We start from the raw sequence: 19,726 nt of genomic DNA on the forward strand, positions 1-19,726 counted from the left end.
CGGCGGCGACAATGGCGGCGGCGGTGATACCACGGCTCCGGCGGCAGTCAGCGATCTGCTGATCACGGATAACGCGGGCAGCGTGCAGGGCGCTATCACGGGTGGCACCAGCACCGATGACAACACGCCTACACTGAGCGGCACGGCCGAAGCGGGGACCATTGTCAGTATTTACGACGGTACCACGCTGCTGGGTACGGTCACCGTCGGTGCCGATGGCCGCTGGAGCTTCACGACACCCGCCCTGGGTGAAGGGCAGCACAGCCTGACGGTTACTGTCACCGATGCGGCCGGCAACACCAGTCCGGCCACCAGCCCGGTTGATTTCACTGTCGATACGCAGCCACCGGCAGTGGCCACGGACGTGGCCCTGACCAACAACAGCGGCGGCAGCACCACGCCGGTACCAAACGGATCGAGCAGCGATGACAACACGCCGACCCTGAGCGGTCGCGGTGAAGCGGGCGCTGTGGTCAGCGTTTACGATGGTCAGACGCTGCTCGGCACGGCGCTGGTGGGCGCGAACGGCAACTGGAGTTTTACCACGCCAGCGCTGAGTAATGGCAGCCACAGCCTGACCGTGACGCTGACGGACGCTGCCGGCAACGTCAGCGCTGCGTCCTCGCCGTTTGTGGTGACGATTCAGGCGGGCCTGCCGTCAACCAGCAGTTCGCTGCAAATTACCGACGATAGCGATACCACGCTGCGCACGCTGAGCGATGGTGCCAGCACCAAAGACAGCACGCCGGTGCTGAGCGGCCTGGCGAGCGCTAACGCCGTCATCACGCTGTACAACGGCACCACGCTGCTGGGCAGTACTATTGCCGACGGCAGCGGTCAGTGGCGCTTCACTCCCGCCACGCTGGCAGATGGTACTTACGCGTTCCGCGCGGTTGCCACCGACGCCGCCGGTAACGTCACCACCTCCGTCACCCTGACGGTCACCATTGATACCGTGGCGCCCGGCGCGGCAGGCGATCTGCTGCTGACCGGCGACAGTAATGGCACGGTGACGCCGATTGCCGCCGGCGGCAGCAGCAATGACAACACGCTGGTGCTGAGCGGCACGGCAGAGGCCGGCAGCACCGTTACGGTACGCGATGGCAACGTCGTGCTCGGCACGGCTATCGTCGGCAGTAACGGCAGCTGGAGCTTCACCACGCCAGCGCTCAGCGACGGCAATCACAGCCTGACTACCACGGTAACCGACAGCGCCGGCAACACCGGTCCGGCGTCAGCGGCTATTGTGGTCACCGTCGATACCACCGCACCGGCGGCGATCGGCGATCTGCAGGTGATCGACAACGTGGGTGCCAGCCAGGGCCCGCTGACGTCGGGCGCTACCACCGATGACAACACACCTACCCTGAGCGGCAGCGGCGAAGCCGGTGCGCTGATCAGCATTTACGACGGCAGCACGCTCCTGGGCAATACCCTTGTCGGGGCCAACGGCAGCTGGAGCTTTACCACGCCAGCGCTCAGCAACGGCAGCCACAGCCTGACCGTTACGCAAACTGATGCGGCGGGCAACGTCAGCAGCGCGACCGCGGAATTTGTGGTCAATGTGGACGCTGCGCTGCCACCCGCCAGCGCCAGCATTGAGCTGGTGGGCGACAGCGGCAATACCCTCGTCTCACTGCAAAACGGCGCCGTCACCAATGACGACAGCCCGACCCTTGCCGGCCTGACCCGGGCGGGCAGCCTCGTCCGCATCTTTGACGGCGGCGATCTGCTCGGCAGCACCACCGCCGACGGCAATGGGCAGTGGAGCTTTGCCCTGAGCAACCTGAGTGAGGGCGGCCACGCGTTCAGCGCCACCATTACCGACGTTGACGGCAATGTGATTGACACCGTCACCCTGAACATTACGGTTGATACCACGCCACCGGCGGCAGCCAGCGATCTGGCACTGCTGAACGATGCCGGCAGTACCGCACAGCCGGTGACGGGCGGCAGCGCGATTAACGATGCGACACCGCTGCTGAGCGGCACGGCGGAAGCCGGCAGTATTGTCACGATTCGCGACGGCAACACCGTTCTCGGCAGCGTCAGCGTGGGCAGTAACGGCAGCTGGAGCTTCACCACGCCAGCGCTGGGCGAGGGCAATCACAGCCTGAGCACCACGGTGACCGATGCCGCCGGCAACGTCAGTCCTGCATCAACGCCGATCGCCTTTAGCGTTGACACCACCGCGCCTGCCGCCGTCAGCGGCCTGCAGGTGACGGATAACGCGGGCAGCGTCACCGGCGCGCTGGCTTCCGGCCAGACCACCGACGATCGCACGCCAGCCCTGAGCGGTTCGGCAGAAGCGGGCGCGGTGGTGCGTATCTATGACGGTACCACGCTGCTCGGTAGCGTTACCGCCGGCAGCAACGGCAGCTGGAGCTTTACGCCAGATCCGCTCACCAACGGGCAGCACAGCCTGACCACCACGGTGACTGACGCGGCCGGCAACGTCAGCCCGGCATCGCCGGTGTTCACGGTCAACATTGAGGCGGGCGTGCCGGCCACCAGCAGCCTGCTGATTGTCACCGATGATAACGGCAGCACACTGGTCGAACTGGCCAATAACGACAGCACCACCGACAGCACGCCGATTCTCAGCGGCCAGGCCGGGGCGGGCGATCTCGTCACCCTGTACAACGGCAGCACGGTTTTGGGCAGCGTGGTCGCGGGCAGCAACGGACAGTGGAGCTTCACGCCAGCGGCGCTGGCCGACGGCACCTACGCATTCCGCGCCAGCGCCGATAACGGCAGCGGCACGGTGACGGATTCGCCGGTGATCACCATCACCATCGACACCGTCGCGCCCGCGGCACCGACAGGCATCCAGCTGACCAACGATGACGGCGATCCGCTGGGCACAGGCAGCACTAACGTCTCTGCGCCAACCCTGAGCGGCAGCGGCGAAGCTGGCGGTGTGGTGATTATCTCCGATGGCGGTACGGTGATTGGCAGCACCACGGTGGGCAACGATGGCAACTGGAGTTTCACCACGCCGCCCCTCAGCGATGGCAGCCACAGCCTGACCAGCACCGTCACCGATGCGGCCGGTAACACCGGACCGGCGTCAACAGCGGTAACCGTCACCGTCGATACGCAGGCACCGGCGGCGGCAGGCAATCTGCAGCTCAGCAATGGCGACGGCACACCGGTTGCCGCGGGCGGCAGCACCAATGACACCACGCCAACCCTGAGCGGTACCGCTGAACCCGGTAGCACGGTGACCGTCAGCGACGGCGATACGGTGCTGGGCACGGCGACGGCAGGCAGCGACGGCAGCTGGAGTTTCACCCCGACCGATCCGCTGAGCGAAGGGCAGCATAATCTGACGTCCACCGTTACCGACACGGCGGGCAATACCGGGCCGGGCAGCACGGCGGTGATTGTCATCGTCGATACCAGCGCCCCTGCCGTGGCCAGCGAGCTGCTGCTCAGCAACGACCAGAGCGGTACACCGGTGCCGGTCAGCAATGGCCTCACCAATGACACCACGCCGGTGCTCAGTGGCCGCGCGGAACCGGGCAGCACCGTGACCATTTCCGATGGCGATACGGTACTGGGCACCGCCACCGTCGGCAACGACGGTAGCTGGAGCTTCACTGCACCGGTGCTGGCGGCGGGCGACCATAGCCTGACGGCGACGGTGACCGATACCGCCGGCAATACCAGCGAACCCTCGGCCGCCCTCAGCTTTACCATCGATACCACCACGCCAGCCGCGCCGGGCAATGTGCAGCTCAGTGATGATCAGAGCGGCACGCCGGTGCTGATCACCAGCGGTGCCACTAACGACACCACGCCGGTCCTGAGCGGCAGCGGCACCGCCGGCAGCACCATCACCGTCTCGGATGGCAATACCGTGCTGGGCACTACCACGGTCAACGACGACGGCAGCTGGAGCTTCACGCCAGCCACCGCGCTGGGCGAGGGGCCGCACAGCCTGACGGCGACCGAAACCAGTCCGGCTGGCAATACCAGCGCACCTTCTGCTCCGCTGGAGGTGAACATCGATCTCACCGATCCGGCGCCCGCCGCAGACTTGCTGCTGGTTAACGATCAGGGCGCAACGCCGCTGCCGATCGCGGCGGATGGCGTCACTAATGACACCACGCCGCTGTTCAGCGGTAGCGCGGAGCCGGGCAGCCTCGTCGCGATTTACGACAATGGCAGCGTGATTGGCTCGGCGCAGGCCGATGCAAACGGCAACTGGAGCTTCACGCCGGATCCGGCACTGGAGGCGGGCACGCATAGCCTGACCACCGTTGTCACCGACACGGCGGGCAACAGCGGGCCGGTGTCTGATGCGTTTGATTTCACAATCGATCTTACCACGCCGTCTGCCGCCGTTGATGTCGTGCTGAACAACGATAACGGCGAGACGCTGCAGCCGATCAACAGCGGCACCGCGACCAACGACACCACGCCGCAGCTGAGCGGCACCGCCGATGCCGGCAGCACCGTCACCATCCTCGATGGCAACACGGTGCTGGGCAGCGTGCTGGTGGGTGCCGGTGGCACATGGACCTATGCGGTACCGACGCTGAGCCAGGGCGAACATAGCCTGACCACGACGGTTACCAGCCCGGCGGGCAACGTTAGCGCACCGTCCGCGGCGATTGATTTTACCGTGGATACCACGGCACCGGCCGAGCCGACCGGCCTGCTGCTGGTGAACGATGAGGTTGATCCGGCCGTACCGGTGGCCTCTGGCGGGGCGACCAACGACACCACACCAGTGTTGAGCGGTAGCGCCGAGCCTGACAGCGTAGTGATCGTGCGCGACAACGGCGTGATCATCGGCTCGGCTACCGCCGGCAATGACGGCAGCTGGCGCTTCACGCCAGATACCGCCCTGGAAGCGGGCAGTCACAGCCTGACGGCCAGCGTCACCGATCCGGCAGGCAACGTCGGGCCGGAGTCCGCGCCGTACACCTTCACCGTCGATCTCACGCCACCGGCAGCGCCAGTGGACGTGGTGCTGAGCAATAACGACGGCAGCACGCTGGTGGCGATTGCCACCAATGGCGCGACCAACGACACCACGCCGCAGCTCTCCGGCAGCGCCACGGCGGGCAGTATCATCACGGTCTACGATGGCGACAGCACGACGCCGATCGGTTCTGTGACCGTGGGCGCCGATGGCAGCTGGCAGTTTGTTACCGGTACGCTGGACGAGGGCGATCACAGCCTGACGGTAACGGTGACTGATGCGGCGGGTAACGTCAGCGATCCTTCCGCGCCGATTAGCTTTACCGTGGATACCACGGCGCCGGACGCGGTCGTCGATCTGCTGCTGGTGAACAACAATGTCGATCCGGCCACGCCAATCACCTCAGGCAGTAACACCAATGACAGCACGCCGCTGCTCAGCGGAACGGCAGAGCCGAATAGCACCATCATCGTCTATGACGGACAGACGCCTATCGGCACGGCGACGGCAGGTAACGACGGCGCATGGACCTTCTCACCTGAACTGACCGATGGCTCGCACAGCCTCAGCGTGACGGTCACCGACGCAGCTGGCAATGTCAGCGCACCGAGCGCCAGCGTGGCGATCACCGTTGATACCGTAGCACCGTCGGCGGTCACCCAGCTGAGCGTCGCCAGCGACAATGGCAACGGCGATCCGGTCACCATCCCGAACGGCGGCTTAACCAGTGACAACACGCCGGTGCTGAGCGGCAGCGGCGATCCGGGCAGCCTGATTGTGATTACCTCGCAGGACGGTCCGGTGGGCAGCGTCACTGTCGGCAGCAGCGGCAGCTGGAGCTTCACACCGGCCAGTGCGCTGAGTGACGGCAGCTACACCTTAACCGTTGTGGCGCGCGACGCGGCGGGCAACGTCAGCGCGCCGGTTACGGCACAGCTGGTGATTGACGCCACCGCCCCGGATCAGGTGACGGAGATCAGTCTCTCCAATGACAACGGCAGTGCGCTGGTGGATATTCCGTCGGGATCGACCACCAGCGATACCACGCCGTTGCTGGCGGGGGTTGCTGAGCCGGGCAGCACGGTGAACATTCTGGATAATGGCGCGCCGATTGGTACGGCGATTGCGGGCAGTGACGGCGCGTGGAGTTTCAACGTGCCAACCCTCACCAACGCGTCGCATAGCCTGACGGTGACGGTCACCGATGCGGCCGGTAACACCGGGCCGGCGTCGGCACCGATTACCTTTACCGTGGATAACCAGGCACCGGCCCAGGCCACGCTGGAAGTGAATAACGACAACGGCACCGATCTGGTACTGGTGCCCGATGGCACCTTTACCAATGACAACACGCCACGCCTGAGCGGTACGGCGGAGGCTGACAGCCTGGTGACCATTTACGATGGCAATGTGGTGCTGGGTTCGACCACCGCCAATGCGGACGGCGAATGGGTGTTCCTGTCGCCCGTGCTCACCGATGGTCAGCACACCCTGACGGCCACGGTGACGGACAGCCTCGGCAACGTCAGTGCGCCGTCTTCCAGCTTTACCGTTCAGGTTGATGCTACGCCGCCGCAGCCGGTCAGCGCCGTGCTGCTGCAGAATGACAACGATCCGGATAACCTTGTCACCATCGCCAACGGTGGCGCCACCAACGACAACACGCCGCTGCTGAGCGGCAGCGGTGAGCCGGGTGGTCTCGTCAACGTGTACAACGGCAACGTGCTGGTGGGGTCGGCGACGGTGGACAGCGAAGGCAACTGGAGCCTGAATACGTCGCCGCTGGATAACGGCAGCTACACGCTGACGGTCGTCGTCAGTGACAGCGCGGGTAACGTCAGCGACCCGGTGAGCATTGGCGTGACGGTTAACACCGTCGGGCCGGATCCGGTGCTGTCGTTTGAGGTCAACGCCAATAACGGTCCGACCGCACTGCCGCTGGTGGATGGCAGCTTTACCAACGACACCACGCCGGTGCTGAGCGGAACGGCGCAGGCCGGTGCCATCATCAATCTGCTGCAGGACGATACGGTGATTGGCTCGGTGGTCGCCGATGCCAATGGCGTATGGCGCTTTGAAACCAGCGCGCTGCAGGATGGCAGCTACGCCTTCTCGGTGCAGGTGGTGGATGCCGCTGGCAACGTCAGCGAGCCGGTGGGTCCGGTGAATGTCACCATCGATACGCTGGTGCCAGACGCGGTTCCTGACCTGGTGGTCGCCGATAACGTGGGCGGCACGACGGGCCCGCTGGATGACGGCGCGTCGACCGATGACAACACGCCAACCCTGAGCGGCACGGCAGAAGCCGGCAGCACGGTGAGCATCTACGATGGCACCACGCTGCTGGGCACTGCGCTGGCCGGCTCGGGCGGGGCCTGGAGCTTTACGACCGCAGCGCTCAACAACGGACCTCACAGCTTCACCGTGACCGTGACCGATGCGGCGGGCAACGTCAGTACGGCGACGCCGGCGTTCAGCCTTAACGTGCAGGCCGATCTGCCGCCAGCCACCTCGACGCTGCAAATCACTGACGACACGGGCACGACGCTGGTGACGCTGGCAGACGGCGCGGTAACCCGCGACACCACGCCAACGCTCAGCGGCTCTGCCGAAGCCGGTCAGCTGATTCGTATTTATGACGCTAATACGGATGCGGTAATCACCAGCGTTACGGCGGATGCTAACGGCCAGTGGAGCTATACGCCGACGCTGGCTGAAGGCAGCTACGCCTGGTACATCACCGCGCAAAACCCTGGCGGTGATGAGGGGACGCCATCGGCGACCCTCGGCTTCACCGTGGATATCACCGCGCCGGCGGTGGCCGCTGATGTGGTGATCAGCAACGATCGCAGCGGCACGGCGGTGCCGATTAGCGACGGCAGCGTCATCAATGACAACACGCCGGTACTCAGCGGCAGCGCCGATGCGGGCAGCCTGGTCACGGTGTACGATGGCAGCACCGCTATCGCGTCGGTGGTGGTGGGCGCAGGGGGAAGCTGGACGCTGACCACGCCTGCATTGAGCGAAGGGGCGCACGCGCTGAGCGTGGGCGTCAGCGATGCGGCGGGGAACAGCAGCGACCGCACCCCGGCGCTTAGCTTCACAGTGGACAGCATCGCACCGAACGCTTCGACGCTGGTCATCACCAACGATGATACCGCGCAGCCGGTGCTCAACGGCGGCTACAGCAGCGATGCCACGCCAACCCTGAGCGGCGTAGCGGAAGCGGGCAGCACGGTCACCATCCTCAACAATGGTGATGTGCTGACCACGCTGACCGTGCCGTCCGGCGGCAACTGGAGCTACACGCCAGCGACAGCGCTGAGTGAAGGATCGCACACCCTGAGCGTTTCGGTGACCGATGCGGCGGGCAACGTCAGCACCAGCACCAGCGCGACGGTAATCGTTGATACCCTGGCGCCGGACGATCTGACGCTGACGGCCAGCAACAACAACGGCAGCACGCCGGTGACGATTGCTGACGGCGGTACCACTAATGACAACACGCCACTGTTACGCGGTGTGGCAGAAGCGGGCAGCGTGGTGACCATTCGCCTCGATGGCGATGTGGTGGCCTCGCTGACGGTCGGCAGCAGCGGTAACTGGAGTTACACCTCTGCGGCACTGAGCGACGGCAGCCATACCTTCAGCGTCACGGAAACGGACGCGGCGGGTAACACCGGCGAGGCGCTCAGCGTGACGCTGATCGTTGATGCGACGCCACCGCTGGTGGCCACCAACCTGACCATCACTAACGATGTTACCGGCGTCAGCATACCGGCTGGCGGCGCGACTAACGACACTACGCCAACGCTGAGCGGCAGCGCCGAGGCCAACGCCACGGTTAGCGTTTATGACGGCAACACATTGCTCGGCACGGCGCAGGTGAACGGCAGCGGCGCGTGGAGCTTTGTCTCGCCGACACTGGGTAACGGCGCGCATGCGCTGAGCGTGGCGGTCACCGATGCGGCGGGCAATACCGGCCCGCGCACCACGCCGGTAACTATCACCGTCGATACCGTTGCGCCGGGCGCGGCCACGCTGGTGGTCACCAACGACGTCAGCGGCAGCGTCATCCCGAATGGCGGCGTCACCAGCGATACCACGCCGGTGCTGAGCGGTCGGGCGGAGGCGGGCAGCATCGTCACCGTACTGGATGGCACCACGCTGGTCGGTTCCGCGCTGGTGGGCAGTGACGGTAACTGGACGCTGACGCCAGCCACGGCGCTGAGCGAAACGCTCCATACGCTCAACGTCACGGTCACCGATGCGGCCGGTAACGTCAGTGCCACCACCAGCGCCACGCTGGTGATCGACACCACACCGCCGGTGGCTATCACCGGGCTGGCAGCGGTGAACAACAACGGCAGCACGCCGGTGGCGATTGCGGCGGGTGGCGTCACTAATGACAGCACGCCACGCCTGAGCGGTACGGCGGAAGCCAACAGCATCGTGACCATCCGCGATGGTGATACGGTGCTGGGTTCGGTAACCGCGGCCAGCAACGGCAGCTGGAGCTTCGTCACCGGCACCTTGTCTGACGGTTTACACACCTTCAGCGTGACGGCCACCGATGCGGCAGGCAATATCGGTCCCGCAGCGTCCCTGGCGCTGACCGTCGACACCGCGCCGCCGCTGGCGGCAACCGGGCTGACGCTGACCAACGACGTCACCGGTGTGGCTATCGTTAATAACGGAGTCACCAACGACAGCACGCCGACGCTGCAGGGCACGGCGGAAGCGAACGCCATTGTCACGGTTTACGATGGCAACACGCTGCTCGGAACGGTGCAGGCTAACGCCAGCGGTAACTGGAGCTTCGTCTCGCCGACGCTGAGCAATGCCGCCCACGCGCTGAGCGTGACGGTGACCGACAGCGCGGGCAACGTCAGTCCCCGTTCTGAGGTGATTAACCTCACCGTGGATACGGTGGCGCCAGCGAACACCAGTCTCACCATTATTAATGATGCGACCGGTGCCACCATCGTCAACGGTGGTGCGACCAACGACACCACGCCAACGCTGCGCGGCAGCGTCAGCGCGGCGGAGGCCGGGGCACGCGTCACCATTCTGGACAACGGTCTGGCACTGGGCACGGCGATTGTGCAGGCGGACGGCAGCTGGAGCTTCACGCCACTGGCGGCGCTGAGCGCCGGTCCGCACCCGATCACGGTGACGGTAACGGATGCGGCAGGTAACGTCAGCGGCACCACCGCGGCCACGGTGATCATCGATACCACGGCACCGGCGGCCATCACCAATCTGCTGGCGCTCAACAACAACGGCAGCACGGCGGTGACCATTCCGAATAATGGCGTCACCAACGACAGCACGCCGCTGCTGAGCGGCAACGGCGAGGCGGGCGCGCGCATCACGGTGTACGACGGCACCACATTGCTGGGCACCACCACGGTGGGCAGCAACGGCAGCTGGAGCTTCGTGGTGGGCAACGCGCTGAGCAACGGCAGCCACACGCTGAACGTGACGCAGACCGACCCGGCGGGCAACGTCAGCCCGCAGGTGTCGACCACGCTGATCGTCGACACCGTGGTGCCGGTTGCCAGTACGCTGACCATCATTGATGACATCAGCGGTACGCCGGTGACGCTGGCGAACGGTGCCTTTACGCGCGATACCACGCCAACGCTGCGCGGCACCACGGAAGCGGGTGCCGTGGTCACCATCTACGACGGTGCCAGCGCCATTGGTTCTGTGACCGCGGGGAGTGATGGCAGCTGGAGCTTCACCACCGCCACGCTGGCGAACGGCGCGCACACGCTGAGCACCACGGTGACCGATGCGGCGGGTAACGTCAGCACCGGCAACATCACGGCGACGGTGAACGTCGATACCCTGCCTCCGGCGGCGGTAAGCGGGCTGGCGATCAACAGCGCCGGTACCCTTGTCACCGGTAGCGGTGAAGTCGGGGCTACGGTAACGGTGCGCGATGCCAGCGGCAACGCGCTCGGCACCACCACGGTCGGCAGCGGCGGCAACTGGTCGGTGACGCTCACCACCGCGCAGATCACCGGTGCGCCGCTGTCGGTGATCCAGACGGATCGCGCCGGTAACGTCTCGCCGGGGGCCTCGCTGACCGGTGCGATTCGCATCGTGGCGACCAACGACAGCAACGAGGTGGATTACACCAGCACGCAGGCGACGGTGAACAACGGTACGGTCAACTCGTCGCATACCGCGCTGCTGACCGTGGGGCTGGGTACGGTGCTCAATGCCAGCGTACTGAACAACGGTAATGCTTACCTGTTCAGCGTGGGTAACGATGACAGCCGTACCGTGACGCTCAACGGTTCGGTGACCAGTCTCGGCGTGGCCGCCAACTATTCGTTAAACCTGTACGAACAGCAGGCAAACGGCTCGTGGCAGTTGATCAGTATCAAGACCAACTACATCAGCGCGCTGCTGACGATCGGTACGCTGAAAGGGGCAAACGTCACCTACACCGGACTGGGGACCGGCAACTATGCGGTGGTGGTCGCAGCCACCACCAACATTAGCGTGTTGCCAACCACCACGGTAAGCACGGTGTCGGATTTCACCACGCTGGCGGTCACCACCGCCGCGACGGTCACCGGTAACCTGCTGACCAACGACACCAGCTCCATCGCCGGGACGATTCCGTCCGGCACGGCGGTGGCGTCCGTGGGCAGCAGCGCGGTGGCGTCCAGCGGCAATACGGTGATCAACACCACCTACGGTACGCTGACCATTGATGCGAAGGGTAACTACACCTACACGCTGAAGGCCGGGCTGGATATCGATACCCTGCCATCCGCAGACACCTTCACCTACTCGGTGCGGGATGCCAGCGGTGCAGTGACCTCGGCGACGCTGACGGTGACGTTGCATAACGGTGCGGCCACCGCGCTGTTCGCCACCACCAGTCTGGCGGCGGAAACCACCACCAGCAGCGAGCATGATGCCAGCGGCAGCATCTGGGGAGACAGCAACGTCAGCCACAGCGGCACGCTGAGCATCCTCAATGAGCACGGCGATCTCACCACCGTGAGCAGCGTGGGCAGCACGGCGGTGGCCGGGGACTTTGGTGTGCTGACCATCGCCGCCAACGGTAGCTATACCTATACCCTGAACGCGGATGTGAATATCCAGAACATCACGCATAAGGAGGTGTTTACCTACACCCTGGCGTCGTCCGACGGCACCATCACCAGCAACACCTTTACCATTGAGCTTCACCCGACCATCACGGGCAGCGCCGCGGCTGACAGCCTCACCAGCAGTGCCTACGACGACACCATTACCAGCGGTGCCGGCGCAGATACGCTGGTTTACCACCTGCTGAGCAGCGCAGATGCTACCGGCGGCAACGGTCACGACACCTGGACCGACTTCAGCGTCGCGCAGGGTGACAAGATCGACGTCAGCAGTCTGCTGATCGGCTGGAATGATTCCACCAGTAATATCAATGACTTTGTGAAAGTGGATCATACCGCGGATGGCAATACGGTGTTGTCGATTGACCGTGATGGCAGCGGCACGGGGTACAGCAGTACGCAGCTGATTACCCTGGAAGGCGTAAACGTCTCACTGGAGGAGTTGCTGCAGCAACCGCATCAAAACCACACGGCTTAGTGGGTGTAACGCAGGGAAGCATAACGGGCACAGGGAGGTGCCCCTTTCTCTCTTTTACTGGTGAACAATCGATGGATCTGATGCAATCAGGCGCAACAACTCGCCGTACCTGTAAGCTCAGCGCCCTGTGTGCTGGCATTGTGTTTTTTCACAGTTCTCATCTTATGGCTGCCAGTGATGCCGTGACGCAGGCGGGGCGCATAACCTCAGCCGGTCTGGCGCAGCAGCAGGATCTTCCCTCCTTAACCGGTCAGGTGGCCGAACCCGCGCTGGCTAACGTGCCGGATACCTTAACCCTTAACCAGGCCGTACAGCGCGCCATCCAGTGGCATCCGGACATCGCGCAGGCGATTGGCAAAATGCTGGAGCAGGCCAGCCAGGTCGATGTGGCGCAGGCCAAATACTATCCGCAAATCAGCGCCGGCATGAACAACGGCTACAGCAACGCCTACAGCGAAAAAGGCTTCAGCCCGTCATTTGTGCTGTCGGTATCGCAGATGCTGTATGACTTTGGCAAAGTCAGCAGTTCGGTGCGCTCCGCCGAAGCCGGGGTAGCGCAGGAGCAGGCCAGCGTGCTGGTGAGTATTGATACCGTCGCGCACGACACCGCCGCCGCGCTGGTGCAGGTGCAGGGCTATCAGCAGCTGGTAAAGATCGCCCAGGATCAGCTGACGGCGCTGAGTAAGATTGGCGATCTGGCGCGTCAGCGCAATGAAGAGGGGGCGGCATCGCTCTCGGACGCCACCCAGACCGACGCGCGTATCGAAGGGGCGCGCACCACGCTGACCCAGTATCAGGCCAGCCTCAACCGCTGGCGTGCCACGCTGGCAAGTTATCTCGGCTGGCCACTGGTGAAAAAGGTCAGCGATGCGTTTCCGCCCAGCCTGACGCGCGCCTGCGCGGTGGGCAAAGCCGACGACAAATCCAATCCGGCGGTGCTGGCGGCGTGGGCGCAGGCGCGGCAGGCGCAGGCCAAACTGGATAACGCCAACGCGCAGAATTTACCTACCATTTCGCTGGAACCGCAGGTCACGCATTACCTCAACAATCACTACTCCGGCAGCGAAACGCTCGACCGCACCCAGTATTCCGCGTTCGTCAAAGTTGAGATGCCGCTGTATCAGGGCGGCGGCATTACCGCGGCGCGCGATGCGGCGGCCAGCGCGCTGCAGGCGGCCAATGCGGCGGTGAACTCGGCGCGCCTCAAAGCGCAGCAGCAGCTCAGCGAATCGCAAACCGAAGCGCTGAGCCTGTCGCAGAGCCTGGCGATCATGTCGCGTCAGCAGACGCTGGGCGAGAAGACGCAGCAGCTGTACCAGGATCAGTATCTGCAGCTCGGCACCCGTCCGCTGCTGGACGTGCTCAACGCCGAACAGGAAGTGTTTCAGACGCGCTTCGCCATGCAGCAAACCATCAGTCAGTTACGCTCACTGCAGCTCGACTGCTTATACAGCACCGGGCAGATGCGGTCAGCGTTTGCGCTGAATAACCAGCGCATCCAGTCCGTGGAGATCCAGCCATGACGCAATTACAGATTCCGGACGCACCCAATGGCAATCCCGCCAGCGCCGCCGGTGGCGAGGTGCCGCTACACGGCTGGGCCACCGCCATTATTCTCATCGCGACCCATTATCGCCTGCCGTGCTCGCCGGGCATGATCATGGCTGCCAGCGAATGGCAGGGCAAACAGTCACGTGATAAAGCGCTGCGCCATCTGGCGCGTCAGGCCGGACTGTCGCTGCAGCTGTATGAAGAGCATCAGTGGGAGATCAGCAGCTGGCGCTTGCCGCTGGCGGTGGAACTGAGCGACGGCCAGGTCGGCGTCATCACCAGCTTTGATGGCGATGACACGGTGCGCGTGCACCTGGCCGGCGATGAACAACCGGCGCCGATCGTGCTGAACACGCTGCTGCCGCAGATCCGTTACGCCGCGGCGCTGCGTCCGGTGACGGCCGCCAAAGATAGCCGTGTCGATCGCTATCTCGCCACGGTCAGGCCCGACTGGCTGCGCCGTCTGGTGCTGCACGACATGCGTCCTTACGGCTACGTGATGCTGGGATCGTTCCTGATCAATCTGCTGGCGCTGGTCGGCATCATCTTCTCGATGCAGGTGTACGATCGGGTGATCCCGGCGCAGTCGTACCCCACGCTGTACGTGCTGTATATCGGGGTGATTCTCTCGGTGGTGTTCACCTATATTCTGCGCGTCGGTCGCGATCACGTCACCGATCTGCTCGGCAAGCGCGCCGATATGCGCGTCTCCGATCGCGTGTTCGGCCACGCGCTGCGGCTGCGTAACAGCGCGGTACCGCGATCGACCGGCACCTTTATCTCGCAGCTGCGCGAGCTGGAAGCGGTGCGCGAAATGGTGACGTCGACCACGGTGACGGCGATTGTCGATATGCCGTTCTTCCTGCTGTTTATGCTGGTGATGGCGATCATCGCGCCGCAGCTGGCGTGGATCGCGCCGGTGGCGGTGCTGCTGATGATCCTGCCCGGCGTGCTGAGCCAGAAAAAACTGGCGAAGCTGGCGCAGCAAAACCTGAAAGAGTCGACGCTGCGCAACGCGGTGCTGGTGGAGAGCGTGCAGGGGCTGGAAGATATCAAGCTAATGCAGGCGGAGGACCGCTTTCTGCAGCAGTGGAACAGCTATATCCGCATCACCGCGCAGTCGGGCGTCGAGATGCGCAAAGTGATGCATGCGCTGATCAGCTGGGGCGTCACCATTCAGGGGCTGGTGTACGCCAGCGTGATCGTGGTCGGGGCGCCGATGGTGATCAACGGCGACATCACCACCGGGGCGATTGTCGCCGCGTCGCTGCTGTCTTCGCGCATGATTGCGCCAATGGCGACGCTGTGTGGCGTGCTGGCGCGCTGGCAGCAGGTAAAAGCGGCGAAGAGCAGCCTTGATGCGCTGATGAATCTGCCGGTGGAGAACAGTAAAGACGAAACGCGCATTCACTGTCCGGTACTGTTTGGCCACTACCAGTTCACCGATGCCATGTTTCGCTACTACAGCGATTCGCTGACGGTGGCGCTGCGCATCAAGACGCTGACCATCAAACCGGGTGAGCGCATCGCCGTGCTGGGGCGCAACGGCTCTGGCAAATCCACGCTGCTGCAGGCGATGGCCGGCGGCATGGATCTGGTGGGCGGCGAGCTGCGGCTGGACAACCTCAGCCTGCCGCATATTGATGTCGCGGACGTGAGGCGCAACGTCGGGCTACTGACGCAGAACGCGCGGCTATTCCACGGTACGCTGCGGGAAAACCTCACCATGGGCGCGGCGCACGCCACCGACGAAGCGATTTTTGCCGCGCTGACGGTCAGTGGCGGGGCCGATTTTATTCGCCGTCTGCCGCTCGGGCTCGATCATCCGATAATGGAGGGCGGCGTCGGGCTGTCCGGCGGTCAGCGCCAGTCGCTGCTGCTGGCGCGCATGCTGCTGCGCGATCCTAATATCGTGTTGCTGGATGAGCCGACCGCTTCGCTCGACGATCATACCGAGAAGGATTTTATTGAGCGGCTGGGTGCCTGGCTGAATGGCCGCACGCTGATCGTGGCGACGCACCGCGCGGCGATTCTGTCGCTGGTGGATCGCATACTGGTGCTGAAAGAGGGGCAGCTGGTAATGGACAGCCCGAAAGAGAACGCGCTGCCGGCACCGCGCGCCAGCGGAGCGGCGGGGGAGGGACAGGCATGATGAAACAATTGCCGGCAAAACTGCGGCTGGTGACCGCCGCAGAAGTGGATTCGTCCGACGATCTGCTCGGTGAACTGAAATCGGAAAGCCACTACACCGGCGCAGTGCGGCTGATCGTCATCAGCACCGCGCTGATCGTGGTGGCGCTGGTGTGGGCGTGGTTTGGCATGCTGGATGAGGTCTCAACCGGCACCGGGAAGGTGATCCCCAGTTCGCGCGAGCAGGTGCTGCAGTCGCTGGAGGGTGGCATTCTCACGGAACTGTATGTGCATGAGGGCGATCGCGTGCAGGCCGGGCAGATCGTGGCGAAACTGGATGCCACGCGCTCGCAGTCCAGCGTCGGCGAGAGCGCGGCGCGCTACCGGGCCGCGCTGGCAGCGGCCTCGCGCCTGCGTGCGGAAGTGAACGATGATCCGCTTACGTTTCCCGCCGAGCTGAAGGGCTACCCGGATCTTATCGCGGCGGAAACCCGGCTGTATAACACCAAACGCGCCCAGCTCAATGATGCAACCCGGCAGTTTAAGGAGTCGCTGGCGCTGGCTAATCGCGAACTGGCGATCACTCAGCGACTGGCGAAAACCGGTGCCGCCAGCAGCGTGGAAGTGCTGCGCTTACAGCGCGATAAGTCCGACCTGGAGCTGAAGCTCACCGATATGCGCTCGCAGTATTATGTGCAGGCGCGCGAAGAGCTGGCGAAGGCCAGCGCCGAAGCCGACAGCCTGGCGCAGGTGATTAAAGGACGCGAAGATACCGTAACGCGTCTGACCATCCGCGCGCCGATGCGCGGCATCGTGAAAAACATCAAAGTCTCGACGGTGGGCGGGGTGATTCCGCCCAACGGTGAGTTGATGAACATCGTACCGATGAACGATCGGCTGCTGATTGAAGCGCGCCTGTCGCCGCGCGATATTGCTTTTATCCATCCCGGCCAGCGCGCGGTGGTAAAAATCTCCGCTTACGATTACGCCATCTACGGCGGCCTGAACGGCGTGGTGGAAAGCATTTCGCCGGATACCATCCAGGACGAAGTTAAACCGGAGATTTACTACTACCGCGTGTTTATTCGTACTGATAACGACTATGTGCAGAACAAGGCTGGCCGGCGCTTTGCCATCAGCCCGGGCATGGTGTCCACCGTGGATATCAAAACCGGCGAGAAGAGCATCATGGATTATCTGGTCAAACCGTTTAACAAGGCCAAAGAGGCGATGCGCGAGCGCTAATTGCGATGCGCGGCAAACTCGGCGATAATCACGCCCATCAATCCCTTCCTCGTCGGGCCTAACGACGCGGAGGGGATTTTTTTCATCTATACCTTAACTGGCTAACCGATTTAAGGATTTAAGAGGACTCGTTATGTACAACACGCTGGGCAATCAGTACGACAACTCCCTGGTTTCTAACGCCTTCGGTTTCATGCGCTTTCCGCTGAACTTCCAGCCTTACGACAGCGACGCCGAGTGGGTGATTACCGGTGTGCCGTTTGATGCCGCGACGTCAGGCCGGCCGGGCAGCCGTTTAGGGCCGGGCGCGATCCGTCAGATCTCCACTAATCTGGCGTGGGAAGGCTGCCGCTGGCCGTGGGATTTCGATCTGCGTCAGCGCCTCAACGTGGTGGACTGCGGCGATCTGGTGTACGCCTTCGGCGATTCACAGGATCTGTCCGACAAGCTGCAGGCGCACGCGGAGAAGCTGCTGGCGAACGGTAAGCGCATGCTGACTTTTGGCGGTGATCACTATGTCACACTGCCGCTGCTGCGCGCGCACGCCAAACACTTCGGCAAGATGGCGCTGGTGCACTTCGATGCGCATACCGATACCTACTCCAACGGCCCGACTTTTGACCACGGCACTATGTTCTACACTGCGCCGCAGGAAGGGCTGATCGATCCGCAGCATTCGGTGCAGATTGGTATCCGTACCGAGTTCGATAAGAGCCTGGGCTTCAACGTGCTGGACGCCGCGCAGGTTAATGACCGCAGCGTGGACGACATTCTGGCCGAAGTGAAGCGCACCGTGGGCGATCTGCCGGTGTACCTGACATTTGATATCGACTGCCTCGATCCGGCCCATGCGCCAGGCACCGGTACGCCAGTGATTGGCGGCCTGACCAGCGATAAAGCCACCAAGCTGATTCGCGGCCTGCAGGGTATGAACATTGTGGGGATGGATCTGGTGGAAGTGGCACCGGGCTACGATCACGCCGACCTGACCTCACTGGCTGCTGCGACGCTGGCGCTGGATATGCTGCACGTGCAGGCGGCGAATAAAGGTTAAGCGGCAGTGCGGACGGCTGCCCTCACCCTGACCCTCTCCCCCAGGAGAGGGAACCGATCGAGCGGGCGGTGAGAACAGCACGGACTGCTTCCTCTCCCGCGTGCGGGAGAGGGAAGCGATCGAGCTGGCGGTGAGAACAGCACGGACTGCCCCCTCTCCCGCGAGCGGGAGAGGGCTGGGGTGAGGGGAAGAGCGGCGACTACTTACCATCCGCCGCGGTGCGGACGGCTGCCCTCACCCTGACCCTCTCCCCCAGGAGAGGGAACCGATCGAGCGGGCGGTGAGAACAGCACGGACTGCCCCCTCTCCCGCGAGCGGGAGAGGGCTGGGGTGAGGGGAAGACCGGCGACTACTTCCCATCCGCCGCGATGCGGTCGCGAATATGCTGCGCGCGCGACTCAGAATCCGGATGCGAGTCAAACATCGAACTCTGGCGGCCCTGATCCAGCTTCGCCAGCTTCTCGAAGCTGGTCGCCAGACCAAGCGGATTAATGCCGCGCTTCTTCAGCAGATCGTACGAATAGTCATCCGCCTGCGACTCCTGGGTCTGTGAGAACTGCGCGTTAACCAGCTTCTCGCCCATCTCGCCCAGCTGTGACTGCGACAGCGAACCAATCACGCCGCCCACCGACGCTGCAGCATTGCGTGCCGCCGTGGTAGCGAAAGCTACCTGCATCGCTTTGCGCGTATGGCCGAGCGCGACGTGGCCCATTTCATGGCCGAGCACGCCTTCCACTTCGTTGTCGCTCATCATATCCATCAGACCGCTATAAACGCGGATACAGCCATTGGCCATCGCCCAGGCGTTGACGTCTTTGGTCAGATACACCTTGTAGTTGGCCGGTACGCCGTTGATGTTATCGCCCAGCGCGGCGGCGATTTTGTTCAGCCGCTGCTGATAGCTGCTGTTGGCCGGCGCCAGCTGGTTCTCTTTATCCATCTGAGCACATGATTGATCGCTCAGCTCTTTAACCTGGGCGTCATTCAGTGAGTAAGCCTGAAACGCCTGCGCCAGACTGCAACAGTGCGTTATTATCCATTCCTTCGCAGCCGCTCAGCAGCGAAACCATTCCCAGCGCGACAACCATGGCGCGAATTTTCATATCAGCATCCTTTGAGTAACAAGTAGAGAAAACAAACACCTGAAAAACCACGCAGGTGTTTAAACGCATTGGTTATAGCGTGCCAGGGGCGGATTGGCT

General features: G+C 63.6%; 5 protein-coding genes and 1 pseudogene. 5 read left to right on the plus strand and 1 reads right to left on the minus strand.

Annotation, left to right across the window (positions count from 1 at the left end; translation table 11 throughout):
• The 5 genes from CBW22_RS16350 to speB all read left to right on the plus strand — a co-directional run.
• The coding region (locus CBW22_RS16350) for an Ig-like domain-containing protein (protein ID WP_141097331.1) at positions 1-12,544 on the plus strand (12,544 nt) is incomplete at its 5' end.
• Positions 12,545-12,615: 71 nt separating this feature from the next.
• Positions 12,616-14,067, plus strand: a complete 1,452-nt coding sequence (locus tag CBW22_RS16355; RefSeq protein ID WP_031279469.1) for a TolC family outer membrane protein — start codon at positions 12,616-12,618, stop codon at positions 14,065-14,067.
• Positions 14,064-16,247: a type I secretion system permease/ATPase gene (locus CBW22_RS16360; protein ID WP_088517200.1), complete on the plus strand. Its 2,184-nt coding sequence runs from the start codon at positions 14,064-14,066 to the stop codon at positions 16,245-16,247. The genes CBW22_RS16355 and CBW22_RS16360 overlap by 4 nt, the downstream gene beginning before the upstream one ends.
• A complete protein-coding gene (locus CBW22_RS16365; RefSeq protein ID WP_369974314.1) occupies positions 16,247-17,470 on the plus strand; it encodes an HlyD family type I secretion periplasmic adaptor subunit in 1,224 nt (407 codons plus the stop codon). The genes CBW22_RS16360 and CBW22_RS16365 overlap by 1 nt, the downstream gene beginning before the upstream one ends.
• A 133-nt stretch (positions 17,471-17,603) precedes the next feature.
• Positions 17,604-18,524 (plus strand): agmatinase, encoded by a 921-nt coding sequence (gene speB, locus CBW22_RS16370; RefSeq protein ID WP_021506644.1) that lies wholly within the window; start codon positions 17,604-17,606, stop codon positions 18,522-18,524.
• A gap of 349 nt (positions 18,525-18,873) precedes the next feature.
• On the opposite strand, the pseudogene CBW22_RS16375 reads toward speB, so the two are convergent.
• Positions 18,874-19,627, minus strand: a pseudogene (locus CBW22_RS16375) (M48 family metallopeptidase).
• Positions 19,628-19,726 lie beyond the last annotated feature (99 nt).

Source organism: Pantoea sp. VS1 (assembly GCF_002207995.1).
Taxonomy (GTDB): domain Bacteria; phylum Pseudomonadota; class Gammaproteobacteria; order Enterobacterales; family Enterobacteriaceae; genus Pantoea; species Pantoea dispersa.

Bases quoted from the DNA above. Each gene is read 5' to 3' on its own strand.
- CBW22_RS16355 (WP_031279469.1), top strand. From the start codon at position 12,616: ATGGATCTGATGCAATCAGGCGCAACAACTCGCCGTACCTGTAAGCTC.
- CBW22_RS16365 (WP_369974314.1), top strand. From the start codon at position 16,247: ATGAAACAATTGCCGGCAAAACTGCGGCTGGTGACCGCCGCAGAAGTG.
- CBW22_RS16360 (WP_088517200.1), top strand. From the start codon at position 14,064: ATGACGCAATTACAGATTCCGGACGCACCCAATGGCAATCCCGCCAGC.
- speB (WP_021506644.1), top strand. From the start codon at position 17,604: ATGTACAACACGCTGGGCAATCAGTACGACAACTCCCTGGTTTCTAAC.